The organism is Spiroplasma turonicum (genome assembly GCF_001262715.1).
In the GTDB taxonomy this organism is placed as follows: Bacteria; Bacillota_I; Bacilli_A; order Mycoplasmatales; family Mycoplasmataceae; genus Spiroplasma_A; species Spiroplasma_A turonicum.
In genome coordinates, this window is record NZ_CP012328.1 from 205,031 (window position 1) to 222,049 (window position 17,019).

Genomic DNA, 17,019 nt, shown 5'->3' on the forward strand with positions numbered 1-17,019 from the left:
AAGTGGAAAATATGAAACAATTACAATTTTTAAAAAATATGTTAACAAGTGGTGTTAATAATGTTTACAATAATTATCCAAAAATAGATAAGCTAAATGTATTTCCTGTACCAGATGGTGATACGGGAACTAATATGAATTTGACTTGTACAAATGGTTTGTCAGAAATTGAAAATGATAATTATGATTCAGTTTCTGATTTAATGTCTAAATTCTCAAGAGGATTAATTATGGGTGCACGAGGTAATTCGGGAGTAATTTTTTCACAAATAGTAAAAGGATTCGCAAATGGTCTTAAGTTAGATGATTCTCTTTCAACTAAATCTTGAAAATTAGCATTTAAAAATGCTAAGGAAGTAGCATATAGTGCTGTTATGAAACCAGTTGAAGGAACTATACTTACTGTTATTAGAGAAACCAGTGAAGATTTAAACAATTTAAATGACGATATTGATCAAAAAGAACTTTGAGACTTTATTATTAAATCTTCAAAAAAATCATTAGATAATACCCCTGAACTTCTTCCTGTTTTAAAAGAAGTTGGTGTAGTTGATAGTGGTGGTTATGGGTTATTAAAATTTTTTGAAGGTATGGAAAAATATGTCAGAACTGGTAAAATAGTTAGCAAATTAAAAAAACTTGAAGAAAATCTTGGTAACAACATCGAAGTTGATAGTATTGATGAGTTTGGTTACTGTACTGAAGCAATTGTTAATTTAATGGGAGATTATATTGATAATTTAAATGTTGATATAGTAAGAAATACATTAGAAGGTTATGGAAATACTTCAATAGTGGCAGTTACAGATTCAGATATATTAAAAATTCACACACATGCTCTAATGCCTGGCCAAGTTTTAACTTATCTTCAACAATATGGAGAATTTAAATCTATAAAGGTTGAAAATATGAACTTACAAGCAGAAAAACATACTACTGCAAATGGGAAAAAAGATTCTATTATAAATGATAAAGATAAAAAAAGAACTTTAAAAAATGATGTTGCAACAATTTCTGTTGCAAGATCCAAAGGTATTGCTGATTATCTAAAAGAGCAACTTAGTGTTGATTATGTAATTGATGGTGGAGCGAAAATGAATCCATCCACCAATGACTTTTTAGAAGCAATCGAAAAAGTTGATGCAAAAACAGTATACATTTTTCCAAATGATTCAAATGTTTTATTGGCAGCCAAACAAGCTAAGGATTTAGAAAAACTTTCAAAAGTTGTTGTTATTGAAACTACAACAATTCCAGAAGGTATAACTGCATACTTAAATTTAGACCCAGATGAAAGCCCTAAAAAAAATGAATCATCAATTAATAAAGCTTTAAAAAATGTTACTTCAATCTCTATAAATAAGGCTGCTCGAGATGCTAAGATTGACAATGTTGATATAAAAGAAAATCAATATATGTCATCTGTTAATAGAAAAGTTTTTGCTGCATCTGAAAGTTTAAATGAAACAATTGTAAAAGTTTTATCTAAAAATATAAATTCAAAAACTGAAATAATAACAATATTTACTGGTGCTGATGCAACATTTAAAGATATTAGTAATTTGCGAAAATATCTAGATGAAAATTTTGATGTAGAGTATGAATTAATTGAAGGTGGTCAAGAAGTTTACTTATTTATCATCGGAATTGAGTAATTAATCATAATTAAGAAAGAAGAATATAATGAAAGAAATAATTTTAGGTGCTGGTTGTTTTTGGGGTACACAGGCCTTTTTTGATAAAATAAAAGGTGTTGAAAAAACAGATGTTGGATATGCTAATGGTTTATTAGATGAAGTTACTTACGAGGAAGTTTGTAAAGGTAATACTGAATTTATTGAAGTTTGTAAAATTACATTTGATGAGAATATTATTAGCTTAGAAAAAATACTGGAAAAGTTTTTTAAAATAATAGACCCAACATTAGTCAATCAACAAGGTAATGATTTTGGAACGCAATATCAGTCTGCAATTTTTTTTCATCAAAGCGATGAACAAAGTTTTAAAAATATCATCAATAACTTTATTGAAAAAATGCAAATAAATTATAAAAATAAAATTGAAACAAAAGTTGATTATCTTAAAAACTATATTAGTGCAGAAGAGTATCATCAAAAATATCTTGAAAAAAATCCATATGGATATTGTCATATAAATTTAGACCTTGCCGATGACTAGTTAAAGAGAAAAATTATGAAAAATATATCTAAATCATACTTTAAATTATTTTTAAAATTATGAGTCGAAACAATTGGAGTAGTAGTTTTTTTGACAATTTTTACTATGCTTGTAATAGGAATGTTAGCCATACCTTTGCAAATGACAACTAAAACTGATGGTATAAAATCTCAAACAAATCTTTGAAATCAACAAAGACAGTCAATACCAGCATTAACAAATTATTTTATTGATAAATACTTTATAAATTTTGATAAAAATAGTGATAAAAACATTTCAATCAACTCACCAATTGGCACTATAAACATTAAAACACCAACTGATGGTTGATTTTCAAAAGAAGCTCTTAGCAAAATTGATGAATATACAGACTATGTGAGCAAAAATGATGCAAAAGATTTTTGTGGAGAATCTTCAAACAATGAAGAAAAAGATAAATGTGAAAAAGAATATGTAAAATCAGCTAAAATTGATTTTGCAAGAAGTTTAATTGATGCATTTTATTTGTATGGCGATGATAAATCACTAACCATTGCTGATGGTAGTCAGATACAACCAATTATTGTTAAAGACATATTTACAAATAATGGAAGCTGATTAAATTACAATAATTGATCAACAAGATCAGTTGAAGATTATATAATTTATCAAATTTTACAAGGTATTAATCAAAATGATGTCGATGTATCAACATTTATGTCTGTTGTTTTTAATGAATCCAAACCAAATACAAGTAAAGAGTTTTATCAAATATTGTTAACTTCAGCTACAAGTTTGGAAAATGATAATATTGATCTAAATAATTTAGTTTTCAGTGACAAAAACAGTAGATTACCACAAAACAACCAAGAAGTTGTAATAAATGATAGATATTCTAAATTAAAAAATATAAATATTAATGACAAGATAATAATTAAAAATAAAGAGTTTAAAGTTGTCGGTATTGGCTCTAAATATTCTACAATTTCTCCAACTAAGTTTTCTCAGCTACGTACTTCAATTGATAATTACTTTCAAGTATATTTAAAAAACAGTTATTTTTATGAATCATCAGACCAATATTCTTTTAAAAATATGTTTCTTACAAATAATTTTATAAGTTCTAGGCAAAATGGAAGTATATTCATATATAATTTTGAAAATTATTTAAAATTTAGAGATAAGGAATTAAATGTTAATTCTATTTTATGATCAAATATTGACAATGCTAAACCAAATGATGAAACTGGAAATAGTAATCAAAATATTTTTAGTGTTGGTGTAAATTCTTTCAAGGATATAAGTGAACATACTAATATAAAAGCATTAAACAATCTTTTTATAATGACCTATATTTATTTAGTAATTGGTATAATTTTATTTATACTAGGTTTTAGTTTTGTTATTTTTATATTAAAAAAAGAAATATCAAACACAAGAAATCAACTTGGAGTTTTTAAAGCATTAGGATACAAAACAAGTCAATTGACATGAATTTTTGCTTTAAAAAACTTTGTGTCTATGTTTATATCTTTCTTATTAGGTTATTTTTTATCAATACCATTTCAGATTGATTCAGCTGAAAAGCAATTTAAATCATCAGTTACAATTGATTTTGATTACATTTATCATGATTATATTTTCTTGACTTTTTTACTTTTAATAATTCCTTTAATATTTTCATTGTTTGCGTATTTTATAATTTATAGAGTACTTAATGTAAAAGCTTTAGACTTAATAAACACTCAAACAAAAAGAAATAAAAGAAATTATTTAATTATTGTTATACAAATAATTTTCTTTCCAACTTTATTATTTACATTAATAAATCACTTAATTTTAAAGTCATCCAAAAAGCATAATCGTTTATTTACATATAGATTGCAAAATGCTTTTGTTAATGATAATAAAGGGAAATTTATCCTAATTATTTCTTTATTTGGCATCAGTTCATTTCTATTTACAATGCAATTAAGAGCACTGCCTATTTTAAAAAATATGTTTGAATCTGGCTACAATATATATTCTAAAGAAGTTAATCATTATTATAATTTTAATTCTATTAATAATTTAAAATATTCTGACAATGGACTGATGAAAAATAATATAAAACCTAATTATCAAATAAATTATAGTGACATTTCAGAAAATGAAAATTACATAGAAAATGAAATTATATACTCTAAAAATATAACTAATCTTATTAATAATATTTCAGATTACAGAAATGAAATTTTAAAATCAAATGAAATTGAACAAATAAAAAGTTTAATACCAATTATTAGCAATTTAACATTTTTGTTATATCCATTGGAGAATAATGATGAAATTGATATTAAGACTTGAGTTCAAAATAACATTTGAAAATTAATAAGTAGTAGTTCTAATGAAGAAGAATTAAAGAAAATAATTGATGATATGATGAAGAAACCAAATATTTTAAATATAAAACCAATTAATGAAAATAAAAACTCTGGTATATATGTAAATGACATTGCAAAATATGTTTGTGTATCTATTCCAGGATATTCTGGAGATTGTAATGATCTTGAAAGTTTTAAAGAAGTTGCTAGAAATTATAATAATGATTTAGATTTTGGTCAACAAGTTTTAAGCTCTTTAGAAGCTGATAATACAAAACCCACTATTAGCACATCACTTAAAGATTGAATTTCAACTTTCTTAATTTCAGAAGACAAAGTCAATCCATTTATATCTGCTAATAAAGTTTTATTTGATAAAACAAAAGAATTGTTAACTTATAATTTAAAGTTTTTTGTAGAAGACAATCAAGATATTGATTTAAGTGAATCAAATGTTGTAATGTTTAAAAGTTCAAAAGAATATGGTGATCCTAAAAACATTTTTAATTTTAATTCTATTTCTAATAGTTCATTTGAATCATTATCTGAATTAAATGATGACTATATAAATGGATTAATATCATTTAGACTTGCAAAATTATTGAACCTTAATGTAAATGATAAGTTTATTATTAATATTGGAAACACAACATTTAAACAGAAAATTAGAATTGCTGGCATTATAAGTGATAACACTTTATTGCAAGAAGTTTATTTAGATTATGATGCAGCAATGAGTAAAATTGCAAAAAATATTTCAACATCAAGCCCTGTATTTACTAATTTATATAGTACTAAAGAGGCAAGTGAAGGGGAAATAGATATAACTGATATTAGAAAATCAATTGATACATTTAGAAATAAAAGAGATTTATTTTCGTATGCATCAACACCTTCTAGACCATGATTAGCAACTAATTTAGATTTATACATTAATAACATTGCAAATTCTGAAAATGCCAATATTACTTTAAAAAATATATCTAAGTATTTGAACGAAAAATATTTATTGAAACCTTTTGATACACAGTTTTTTATTAATCCTGGAGTTGTTACATTTCCTATACTTAAAGAATTAATTAATTCAATATTAGGTGAAGTGGAAAAAGCAATGTTAACATATATAATCATAGATGTAATTTTACTTACAATTCTTTTAATTGTTTTAATTAACGTAATAATAAATGATGCAATAAACATAATAACTGTTATGCGTTCATTAGGTTACACAAATAAAAAAATTAATTGAATAATATTAGGTAGATATATTATATTTTCTTTTATAGGTTTTTTAATAGGTTATGGCTTATCATTATTAACATGGTCTATAATTCAATCAATTGTATGAAATAGCTTTAAAGTAGTTGTTACTATACCAACTTTAATTTGATTACCATTTGTCTCTGGAATAATACTAGGCTCTATACTCTATATAGGTTGAATGACAGCCACAATACAAATAAGAAAAAAACCTTTAACATTGTTATTAACATAATAATTATGTAAAATATTTAAAAGGAGATGGGATTATGCCTTTAGCAAATAACAGTTCAAATGAATGTTGCCCTGGAGGAGCCCACAATTGCTATACTTGTAGAGTTTGCAGTGGTTCTTATCATGGTTGTAAGAGTTGTATGAAATGTATTAGTTGCATAGTATGTTATGAAAAAAAATGTCCTTGTTGCTCTGAGGGTAGTGCAAGACAAAAAGAAAATAAAGAAAAATATAAAAAATAAAAAAGCAATGTTTACATTGTTTTTTTATTCATATATATTAAAATAATTACTAGTGGAGAAAATAATATGGAATATAAAACAATTGCTTTTGATGTAATGGGTTCAGACAAAGGTATACCACCTGCTTTGGAAGCGGCTTGTCAAGTTTTAAATGAGTTTAATGACTTAAAGATAATCTTTGTAGGTAACCAAGAAGAAATAAAAAAGTATTTAAAAAAACTTAAGTATGACAATGATAGAGTAGAATTTTTTAATACAACTGAAATAATCAATATGACAGATAGTATTTTAGATTTTAGAAGAAAAAAAGATTCAAGTATGACTAAGGCGATTGAACTTGTTAATGAAGATAAAGCTAATGCAGTTGTTACAGGAGGAGCAACAGCACCATATATTGCAGCTTGTCATTTTATAATAAAGGAAATTCAAGGAGTTGATAGACCTGCATTCATGCCAGTTATTCCTACAATTGTATCTAACAAAGTTACATTATTACTTGATGTTGGAGCAAATCTTGAATGTACACCAAAAGATTTAAAGACATTTGCAATCATGGCGGGTGAATATTCTAAATTAATTAATAAGATTGAAAAACCGCTAATTGGACTATTAAATGTTGGTGAAGAAAAGTCAAAAGGACTTGAACTACATAGAGAAACTTATAAATTACTTGAAGACTCTGAAAGAATCAACTTTTTTGGAAATATTGAGCCAAGGTATGTCACTTCAGGTTTTGTAGATGTTGTAGTTACTGATGGATATACTGGAAACATTGCATTAAAAGCAGCAGAAGGTATGGCTAAAAACCTTTTGAATGAAATAAAGTCTTCAGTTACAAAAAATTTGTTTAGAAAACTTGCTGCACTTAGACTTAGAAAAGCCTTTAAAGAAGTTGCTGCAAAATTTGATTATAAAAATCATGCTGGAGCTCTGTTAATAGGCTTAAATAAAATTGCTTTTAAGTCACATGGTTCAAGTGATAAAAGATCTTTTTATGCTACATTGAAGATGACTTACAATGCTATTGTAAATAATGTTGTAATTAGATTAAAGGAAGCACTTCTTAATGAATAATATAAAAAACTTTTTAAATAAATTTGACATTAAATTAAAAGATAAAAGTTATTATGAAGAAGCACTAACACATAACTCATTTTCAAACGAAAATAGACTTTCAAAAAATTATCAAAGGCTAGAGTTTTTAGGTGACGCGATAATACAACAAAAAGTTAGTGAGTTTTTGTATAAAAACTTTCCAAAAGCTAATGAAGGTATATTAACTAAGATAAGAAGTTCTATAGTAAGAGAAGAATCGCTTGCAAAAGTGGCTAGAACTATAAAACTAGGTAGTATTATTAGACTTGGTATTGGTGAACTAGATTCAAAAGGTTATGATAAGGACTCAATTTTAGCAGATGTATTTGAATCTTTCACTGCAGCAATTTACTTAGATTTAGATAGTTATTTAACTGACAAATGATTAAAAAAGACATTGTTTGATAATTTAGCTATAGAATCTTTAATTGAAGAAACTACTGATTATAAATCTGAACTTCAAGAATTAATACAATTAGAAATGAGAAGTGATTTGATATATAAAAGTATTTCTCAAGAAAAAGATGATAAAAATCAAATTAACTTTGTTGTCCAAGTTATGATAGATAATATGTTGTATGGAGTAGGTAAAGGGACTAGCAAGAAAAGAGCTGAACAGTTAGCTGCTAAAGATGCTTTATCAAAAATTAAAAAAACATTTAAATAGTAAGTATGAACGTATTCTGCCAATAATAGAATATGTTTTTTACTTTATAGAATAAGTTCTAAAAAATATATTATTTATAAATTTTATTTTTTTTAAAATTTTAAATATATTAGTTTATAATAAAACCAGTTGTGTAGGATGGCTACATACAAATACAAGAGGTTAAAATGATATTTTTAAAAAGAATTGATGCTATTGGCTTTAAGTCTTTTGCTGAAGAAATTAAATTGGATTTTGACTATTCTATGACAGGAATTGTTGGACCTAATGGTAGTGGTAAATCTAATATTAATGATGCAATTATGTGAGCATTGGGTGAACAATCTTACAAAACACTTCGTGGAGATTCAATGGAAGACATTGTATTTTCTGGAAGTAGTGAAAGAAAAGCTTTAAACTTAGCAGAAGTGACTCTTGTATTTGATAACTCTAATAGAAACTTTAGTTCATTGGATTTTAATGAAGTTTCTATAACAAGAAAGTATTTTAGAAGTACTAAAGAATCTGAATACTATATTAATAATTCGCGTGTTAGGTTAAAAGATATTCAAGATGTTGCACTTGAAACTGGTCTTACAAAATCAAGTTTAGCAATAATATCACAAGGTTCTATAAGTAATTTTGTTGAATCAAAACCTGAAGATAGAAGAAAACTATTTGATGAAGCCGCTGGTGTAGCGCGATACAAAAAAAGAAAAGATGAAGCGATACGCAAACTTTCTAGAACACAAGATAACTTAGACAGAATAAATGACATAATAAATGAAATTGAACGTAAATTACCAAGTCTTAAAAAGCAATCTAAAAAAGCAATAGAATATAATGAAGCTTTTAATGAATTGAAATCAATAGAGGTTTCAGTTTTATTAAGTGATATAAAATTTTATGGTTCTAAAATTGAAGAACTTGAAAATGAAAAAGTTAATTTAAAAACGGAAATGGAATTATTACAAAAAACATTTCATAAGAATAATATTGAATATAATCAATTAATAAATACTAGTGAATCAAATGATAAAGATCTTTCAAAATTAAATAAAGAGTTTACTAAGGTAGTTGAAAAAATAAGTGAATTAAAAGTTGCTAAAATAACTTTAGAATCTAAAAAAGAAAATATAAACATTGATGATAGTGAATACAAGGTTTCTGAAATAAAACACAAAGCAAAGAGTTTAGAAATTGAAATTGATTCAGAAGAAGGTAGATTAGCAAGTTTACTTAAAGAAAAACATGAAAAGAAAATTTTGTTAGACAATCTTTCGGCAGAACGTTATAAATTAAATAATGAACAAGAATATTTAAGTAAAGTTATCTCAAAGTTAGAAATACAAATTGAAAATATGATTGCTAAAAAAAATTCATTAGAAAATCTATTTGATGGTGTAAAGAATGTTTTGGAAAATAAAAACATATTACCTGGTGTTGAAGGAACAGTTTCAGAATTTATAAAAGTTAAACCTGAACATGAAGTTGCTTTATCAACTGCTTTACAAAATAATATGCAAAATATTATTGTAAAAAATACAAATAGTGTAAAAGTAGCAATTGAGTTTTTAAAATCAAATAATGGAGGATACGCAACTTTTTTACCACTAGATACTTTAAGAGCAAATTATATTAATGAAGAAACAAAATTTATCATCAAAAAAACAAATGGTTTTATTGGATTTGGTAATGAATTAGCAATAATTGATAAAAAATTTAAAATAGTACTAGATTATTTATTATCTAATTATCTTATAGTTGATAGTTTTGAAAATGCAGTGAATATATCAAAAATTACTAATTCAAAGTTTCATGTCATAACATTAGATGGACAACGTATACTTCCTTATGGAGCCATTGTTGGTGGAAGTAAAAAAAATAAAAGCATTAATTTGTTTGACACAAGTAAATTAGAAGAACTTCAGAAAGAAAAAGATCATAATAATGAAAAGGTTATTAACCTTCAAAGTAAAATTGTTTCTCTTTCTGAAAGTATTGATATACAAAGAGAACATCACAATGAAATACAAGCTTCAATCGCCACCTCAAAAAAAACTTCTGAGTCTTTAGAAAAAGAGTTAAATAAAATTAAAAATGAATTTAGAATATTAACTGGTAAAGACCTTACAAATGATGAGGTAGAATTTAAATCTGTTGATGAGCAATTAATTAAGTTAATGGAACAAATTTCATTAGAAAATAATAATAAAGCAAAAATTGAACAAGACATAAACGTTATACGTTCTTTAAAAGACCAAGGTACACAAAAACAAAATGATTTATTCAAAAAACTTGAGGTAGACAGAAATATGTTAAGTGTACTAAAAGAAAAAATGTTAACAATTAATTCTGATAGAAACTTATTGAAAGAAAAAGAGTTTAATGCAAAAAACAGATTGGCTCAAGATTATAATTTAACGTTAGAAAACGCATTAAAAATAAAGGAAACTATAATAGAAAATGAAAGTGTAGTTAGAGAAAAAATTAAAGAACTAAGAGCAAAAATTAACTCACTAGGTAATGTAAATATTGATTCAATTGAAGAGTATGAAAATGAAAATTCAAGATATGAAACCTACTTATCTCAATCTAATGAAATTTCAGAATCAATTAAAAATTTAAAAGACGCTATTGTTGATATGGATCATCAAATGGTTGAACAATTTAAAAAAATTATAAGTGATGTAAATAAAGTTTTACCAGAAACCTTTGCAACGTTATTTGGAGGAGGCACTGCTTCTATAATATACACAGAACCTAATGACATTTTGAATACTGGAATTGATCTTAAATTGTCGCCACCAGGTAAAAAAATATCTAACTTAAACCTTCTTAGTGGTGGTGAGAAATCAATGGTAGCATTATCTGTGCTGTTTTCAATATTAAAAGTTAGACCAATTCCATTAGTTATATTAGATGAAGTAGAAGCACCCCTAGACATTGCTAATGTAGAAAGGTTTGCTAAATATATAAAAACCTTTGTTAATAACACACAGTTTTTAATTGTAACCCATAGAATTGGTACTATGGAAAATTGTGATAAACTTTTTGGAGCTACTATGGAACAAAAAGGTATAACAAAAATTGTACAAATTAAATTAGTTGATGCTAAAAAAATTACTAATAGTAATTAACTATTTAAAGGAGAATAATTTTAATGAGCAAAAAAATTAGTATATTCCTTATCTCTTTTTTAATAATAATGGTTGGATTTTGAGTATGAACTATTGTTACACCAAAGAACTCAATAGTAATTGGTGGTAGCACTAGTGTAAATCCATTTATGCAACTTGCAACAAAAGAATACAGCGATTCTAAAGAAGGACTTGATTTTGTATATAATTCAACTGGAAGTCAAGCTGGAGTCGGTGGAGTTGAAAAAGGAATGTATGCAGCTGGATTTATTTCTAAAGATGCAACAAATAAAACATTGTCTGAAGGTAATAGTTTTGTAGATTTAGAAAAAACAGAAATTGAGGATGAAAATGCTTTTGAAAATATTAAAACAAATTTAGAAGATAAAAAAAATTTAGATAAGCAAAGTAGTTATTTAACAATTACCTTTGCACTTGATGCTATAGGAATAATTTTTAACTCACCATCATATTGGCAGCAAAAAATCAATAATATTTCAATAAACGATCTTGTAAATTTTAATTTAAAAGATAACAATAGCTTACTTGCTAAATTATATGAAGGGGAATTGACTTGATATGAAATGGCAAACAGACTTCTTATGGATTATACAAACGATGTTGATATTGATAATTTAAAAAAATTAAATGAAAGCAACACTGAAATTGGAAACATTAAAATACCTACTTATACAAGAGAAGATGGTTCAGGTACTAGAAGTGCATTTTCTGATTTAACTAAAATTAAAAAAATGCCTAGTTCTAATGTTGTTAATTCAAATGGTGCAATGATAGAACAAATAAAAGTTTCTACAGGTTTTGGTTATATTTCAAATGGATTTATTCAAAACTTGGATAATAATGGTGGAATATTTTTATCAGGGATTGATAATAAAAAACTAGCATCTCCATTAACAGAAGGTGAACAACCTTATAAATTTGATCAAGATAAAAAACAGTGGGTCATAATAGATGATTACATTAATAATGATGAATTTATTAAAGCAGATGATGATAAGGGTTATACATTTAAAAGGCCTTTTATATGTATAACTAATTTAAATAGTAATGACTTCAACAACATATTTAATTTCTTTAATTATTTATACAAAGCTAACGATGATAGCAATCCTTTTAAAAAAGAAGGATTAGTTAAATATTTTGTAATTAATGACATTAAAGCTTAAAACTTTAAGTAAGGATTCGAAAAAAAGTATGAAAGAAAAAATTAAAACAATGAAAAGGTATAAATCTAAATCAAAAAAAATAGATATAGCTTCTAAAAATTTGATAATATTTATGACCACAATTGTTATATTTATATTAGCCATTTTAGTCTCGTTTATATTATATAAATCAGTAAATTTCTTTAAAGATTTTTCATTCTTCAAATTTATTTTTTCTGGAGATTGAGCACCTGGTAAAGATGGTGCTAGTGACGCTAGTTATGGAATAGGAAGAATAATATTATCAACATTAATGATGTTATTAATATCACTATTATTTGCCATACCATTGACAATATTTAGTTCTTTATTTATCTGTGAATATCTTAGTGGTCGACTAAAAAAATTTGTAATTTTATTTATTCAACTATTAGCTGGTATTCCTTCAGTTGTATTTGGGCTATTTGCAATAGATCAAATTGGTCCTATGTTTATAAGAATGGGTGCACCAACAGGTGCTAATATGATGACCGCAAGTTTAACTTTGTCTTTTATGGCTCTACCAACAATGATTGCTTTATCAATTAATGCAATTGAAGCAGTTCCTGTGGGTCATAAATATGCTTCACTTGCTCTTGGAATGACAAAAGAAAGAACCACATTTAGTGTCATCCTTGTTTCAGCAACTCCCAAAATAATAACTGCAATAATAACTGGTATTGCAAGAATAATTGGAGAGACAATGGCTGTAATTTTAATTGCAGGTAACTCTGCAAAGGGATTAAATGTAGATGATGGGATAACAGGATTTTTATTCTCATCAATTAAAACATTAGCTGGTACCATTGGTCTAGAAATGTTAGAAAATAATGGATTAACACATGAGTCTTCATTATATGCAATAGGATTAGTATTATTCATTGTTGTTATTCTTATAAACTTTTTAATTATTGCAATAGGTAATATTGGAAATAGAAAAAGAAATAAGCATAAAAAAAATAAAAAGTTTGCTTCATCAGATTATAATAAAAACTACAGTTATGACCCTCATAAACTTGATGTTCTTGTAAAAACAAATACTGAATCTAGATTATCAAAAAAAGTGCATAGTACAATACTTCGTGGTTTTATGATTACATCAACGGCTATAATAATTGGATTTATATCATGGATTTTGATAACAGTCGTTGCTAAAGGATTGGTTAATTTTGATTCAAAAGCGTTTGTAGAAATAAGTGGACAACGTTCAGGAATTTTCGCTTTATTGCTAACAACAATTTTATTAATTGTTTCTACAATAATATTTGCAATTCCATTATCGATGTTTATTGCAATTTATTTAGCAGAATATGCTCATAAAGATAGTAAATTTGCAAGCACAATAAGATTTTGTATAAATGTTCTAGCATCTACTCCAAGTATTGTATTCGGAGTTTTTGGATTAAGTTTGTTCGTAACTGCAATGGGATTACCTATGTCTATCTTTGCCGCAAGTTTAACAATGACAATTGTTATAATGCCTATGATGATTACTTCATTTGAAGATTCGATAACTTCAGTACCTACTTTATATAAAGAAGCTGCATATGGTTTAGGTATGTCTAAGACTGGCGTTGTTATAAAAGTTATATTGCCAAATGCTTTAAAAGGATTTATGACAACTATTATCCTATCAGTATCTAGAATAATCGGTGAATCTGCTCCAGTTTACCTTACATTAGGTACTGCTGTAAGAATGCCGACTGATGGTTTCTTCTCATCTGGAGCAACATTAACAACTGAAATATATATGCTTGCATCAGAAGGAAGTTCTGCAGAACTTTTAGGTGTAGCATACCAAATAGCTTTTGTAACCATAATTCTAGTTTTAGGTCTTATATTCCTAAGTAGATATATTAGTAATAAATTAGATCCACTTTTTGAAAAAGTTACATTTAAACAAAAAATAATAAGAATTTATTCGTCTATTTTTAAATTTAATTACAGAAAATGATTTGCTAAATTATATAAAAATATTAGAAGAAGATTTAAAAAACTTATTAGAGCATTGAGCTTTAAAACTATTAAAATAAATTATAAGAACCGTAAAATAAGAAAAAAAGTTATTAAAGATATTATTAAAGATGCTAAAAAAAATAGCATCTCTAATTAAGGGAGTATATATGTCAAAGTTAAAAGAAAATAAAACAGTTATTGTTGATGAAGAATTAAATCAAGAAGTTTTAAAAGAACTTTCAGAAGATAAGATTTATTCTAAAATCGTTCAAAATACACCAATTAATAAAAGACAAGAAGTTATAAAGATAAAGGATTTTAATTTCTATTATAATCATTCTAAACAAGCTTTAAAAAATATTAATATGGGTATAAAAGAAAATACTGTAGTCGCTTTGATAGGTCCTTCTGGGTGTGGTAAATCAACCTTAATTAGATCTATTAATAGAATGAATGATTTAGTTGGTAACATTTATCTTGATGGTCAAATAGAAGTTAATGACATTAAAATTTATGAAAAAGGTGTTGATGTTGTTCAACTAAGAACAAATGTAGGGATGGTATTTCAAAAGGCAAATCCATTCCCTATCTCAATTTATGATAATGTTGCATTTGGACCAAGGAATCAAGGTGTAAAAGACAAAAATGCTCTTAATCAAATAGTTGAAGATTCTCTTAAAAAAGCAGCTCTATGAGATGATGTAAAAGATTATTTAAGAGACTCTGCACTAAGTTTAAGTGGTGGACAACAACAAAGATTATGTATTGCAAGAGCAATTGCAATGAAGCCAAAAATTTTATTAATGGATGAACCAACTAGTGCTTTAGACCCAATTGCTACTTTAAAAGTTGAAGAGTTAATATTAAAATTAAAGAAGGATTTCACTATTGTTATTGTAACTCACTCAATGGCGCAAGCAACAAGAGTAAGTGACTATACAGCATTTTTCTTAAATGGTGAGTTAATTGAATACGATAGAACTAAAAAGATTTTTACAAATCCAAAAAACAAAAAGACTGAAGACTACATTTCAGGTAGATTTGGTTAGAAAGAAAGGTAGGGTTATTATGTCATACAATAAAATATTAGATAGAGATATAGAAACTATAAAAAAAGATTTACTAGCAATAATCGAATCTACCAAAACTCAATATGCGAATACATTTGAATCATTAAAAACAAAAAATTATGAAATAGCACAAGAAGTAATAAATAATGATATAAAAATAAATGATATGCAAAATAACTTCACAAGAATGGCTCTTTGAAAAATTGCAAAACAACAGATGGTTGCAGGTGATTTAAGATTAGCTGTCGGAGGAGTATTAATATGTAGAGAAGTTGAGAGAATAGCTGACGTTGCAAAAAATATATGTTATTTCTCATTAAAATATAAACCTGAAACAATTGAAATTCAACAAATATCAAAAATGTTTGATCTTGTAAATAAAATGTTAAATATTATTTTAAATCTTGTAGAAAATTATACTGAAGATCAGCATCAAAAAGTTCTTCAAGTGGAAGAAAAAATAACAGACGAGTTTAATTTAATTAATAAAACATTAGCTGAAAAAATATTAAATTCTAAAAGTAAAGATGAAGCTGAAAAAATTATAACAATTGTTAAACAATTAAAAAACTTAGAAAGAGCAAGTGAACAACTTATAAATATTGAAGAAACAGTCCAATTTATTAGAACAGGTAAATTTGAAGAATTACAAGAATACATTAATAAAAAAAATGAAAAAAAATAAACCTTTGTGTTTATTTTTTTTCTAAAGTAATTAGAATTGACTTAGTAAAATAATTATCATTTAATGAAATTGTGACAATTCCTTTTTTATAGTCAAATGATTCTACATTATAAAAATCGATAATATTTTTATCATAAACATTTAAATAAGTATATTTTGCTATTCAATTTGATATGTTATTTTTTAAAATATTTATATCACTTGAAAATAATATTTTTTTATTTTGAGATTTTAAAATATTATTGATTGATCTTTTGAAATAAAATTGTAATTCAGTACTGCATAAAAAATCAGCTCTTAATTTATTATTAGATTTTAAATTTAAGTCAATTGAATCAAAGTCTAAAAAGTCAAAGAATTCAGTTACATTATTAAGATAAATCAACTCATGACTATATCAATCTATGAAACTTTGGTACTTATCTTTAATAACGCTTTCTAACTCAATTTGAATATATTTAGCTTTATCTAAAATGATAGGATTAAGTTCCAAGTATTTTTGCGCATTATTAACAAATTTATCAATATTATCATAATTAAACAAAATAAGTGTGAATTCTTTTGTAAATGAATAATTAAATATATTTGAGTTTTTCTTGTTTTCAAAACTAACTTTTAATACATCGTTTTTTAGTGATACAAAATTGATATTTGCATTTTTATATATATTATTGAATAGTGGTTCTTCTTCCATATTATCTTTAATTATCGATTTCAAATTTTTCTTTACAAAATTTGTTTCAGAATCTGACATGTCATACCTAAAGTATAAGTAATCATTTCACATTTGAATGAAATCTTGGTATTTTGATGATGTTTCACTAGTCTTTTTGTATGCACTAACAGTAGATGGTGTTACTGTTAAACCCAATGCTAGAACCATTTGCAATATTTTTTTCATAATTTCCACCTTAATTACATATACTTAATAAAATTATTATACAATTAAATAAGGAAAATGGAGAA

General features: G+C 25.5%; 12 protein-coding genes. 11 read left to right on the plus strand and 1 reads right to left on the minus strand.

Going from position 1 to position 17,019, the window contains the following annotated elements:
• Positions 1-11 precede the first annotated feature (11 nt).
• From STURON_RS01050 to phoU, 11 genes are all read left to right on the plus strand, one after another.
• Complete coding sequence (locus STURON_RS01050; protein WP_075048039.1) at positions 12-1,655, plus strand: DAK2 domain-containing protein; 1,644 nt, start codon at positions 12-14, stop codon at positions 1,653-1,655.
• A 28-nt stretch (positions 1,656-1,683) separates the two neighbouring features.
• A complete protein-coding gene (gene msrA, locus STURON_RS01055) occupies positions 1,684-2,178 on the plus strand; it encodes a peptide-methionine (S)-S-oxide reductase MsrA (RefSeq protein ID WP_075048040.1) in 495 nt (164 codons plus the stop codon).
• 15 nt (positions 2,179-2,193) lie between these two features.
• Complete coding sequence (locus tag STURON_RS01060; protein ID WP_075048041.1) at positions 2,194-6,015, plus strand: ABC transporter permease; 3,822 nt, start codon at positions 2,194-2,196, stop codon at positions 6,013-6,015.
• Between the two features lie 34 nt (positions 6,016-6,049).
• Entirely contained in the window at positions 6,050-6,256 is a 207-nt protein-coding gene (locus STURON_RS05680; RefSeq protein ID WP_144416172.1) for a hypothetical protein, read from the plus strand.
• A gap of 66 nt (positions 6,257-6,322) precedes the next feature.
• Complete coding sequence (gene plsX, locus STURON_RS01065; protein WP_075048042.1) at positions 6,323-7,330, plus strand: phosphate acyltransferase PlsX; 1,008 nt, start codon at positions 6,323-6,325, stop codon at positions 7,328-7,330.
• Entirely contained in the window at positions 7,323-8,018 is a 696-nt protein-coding gene (gene rnc / locus STURON_RS01070) for a ribonuclease III (RefSeq protein ID WP_075048043.1), read from the plus strand. Before plsX ends, rnc begins: the two co-directional genes overlap by 8 nt.
• A 167-nt stretch (positions 8,019-8,185) precedes the next feature.
• Entirely contained in the window at positions 8,186-11,137 is a 2,952-nt protein-coding gene (locus STURON_RS01075; protein ID WP_075048044.1) for an AAA family ATPase, read from the plus strand.
• A gap of 23 nt (positions 11,138-11,160) precedes the next feature.
• Complete coding sequence (gene ptsS / locus STURON_RS01080; RefSeq protein WP_075048045.1) at positions 11,161-12,324, plus strand: phosphate ABC transporter substrate-binding protein; 1,164 nt, start codon at positions 11,161-11,163, stop codon at positions 12,322-12,324.
• Positions 12,325-12,352: 28 nt separating this feature from the next.
• The gene (gene pstA / locus STURON_RS01085) at positions 12,353-14,455 is read left to right on the plus strand and encodes a phosphate ABC transporter permease PstA (protein WP_075048901.1); all 2,103 of its coding nucleotides are present in this window, start codon (positions 12,353-12,355) and stop codon (positions 14,453-14,455) included.
• 10 nt (positions 14,456-14,465) lie between these two features.
• Positions 14,466-15,347, plus strand: a complete 882-nt coding sequence (pstB, locus tag STURON_RS01090) for a phosphate ABC transporter ATP-binding protein PstB (RefSeq protein WP_082236217.1) — start codon at positions 14,466-14,468, stop codon at positions 15,345-15,347.
• Between the two features lie 19 nt (positions 15,348-15,366).
• Positions 15,367-16,053, plus strand: coding sequence for a phosphate signaling complex protein PhoU (phoU, locus tag STURON_RS01095; protein WP_075048046.1), 687 nt, complete (start codon positions 15,367-15,369; stop codon positions 16,051-16,053).
• A 10-nt stretch (positions 16,054-16,063) separates the two neighbouring features.
• Here phoU and STURON_RS01100 read toward each other — a convergent pair whose 3' ends face one another.
• Positions 16,064-16,954, minus strand: a complete 891-nt coding sequence (locus STURON_RS01100; RefSeq protein ID WP_075048047.1) for a hypothetical protein — start codon at positions 16,952-16,954, stop codon at positions 16,064-16,066.
• Between the last annotated feature and the right edge of the window lie 65 nt (positions 16,955-17,019).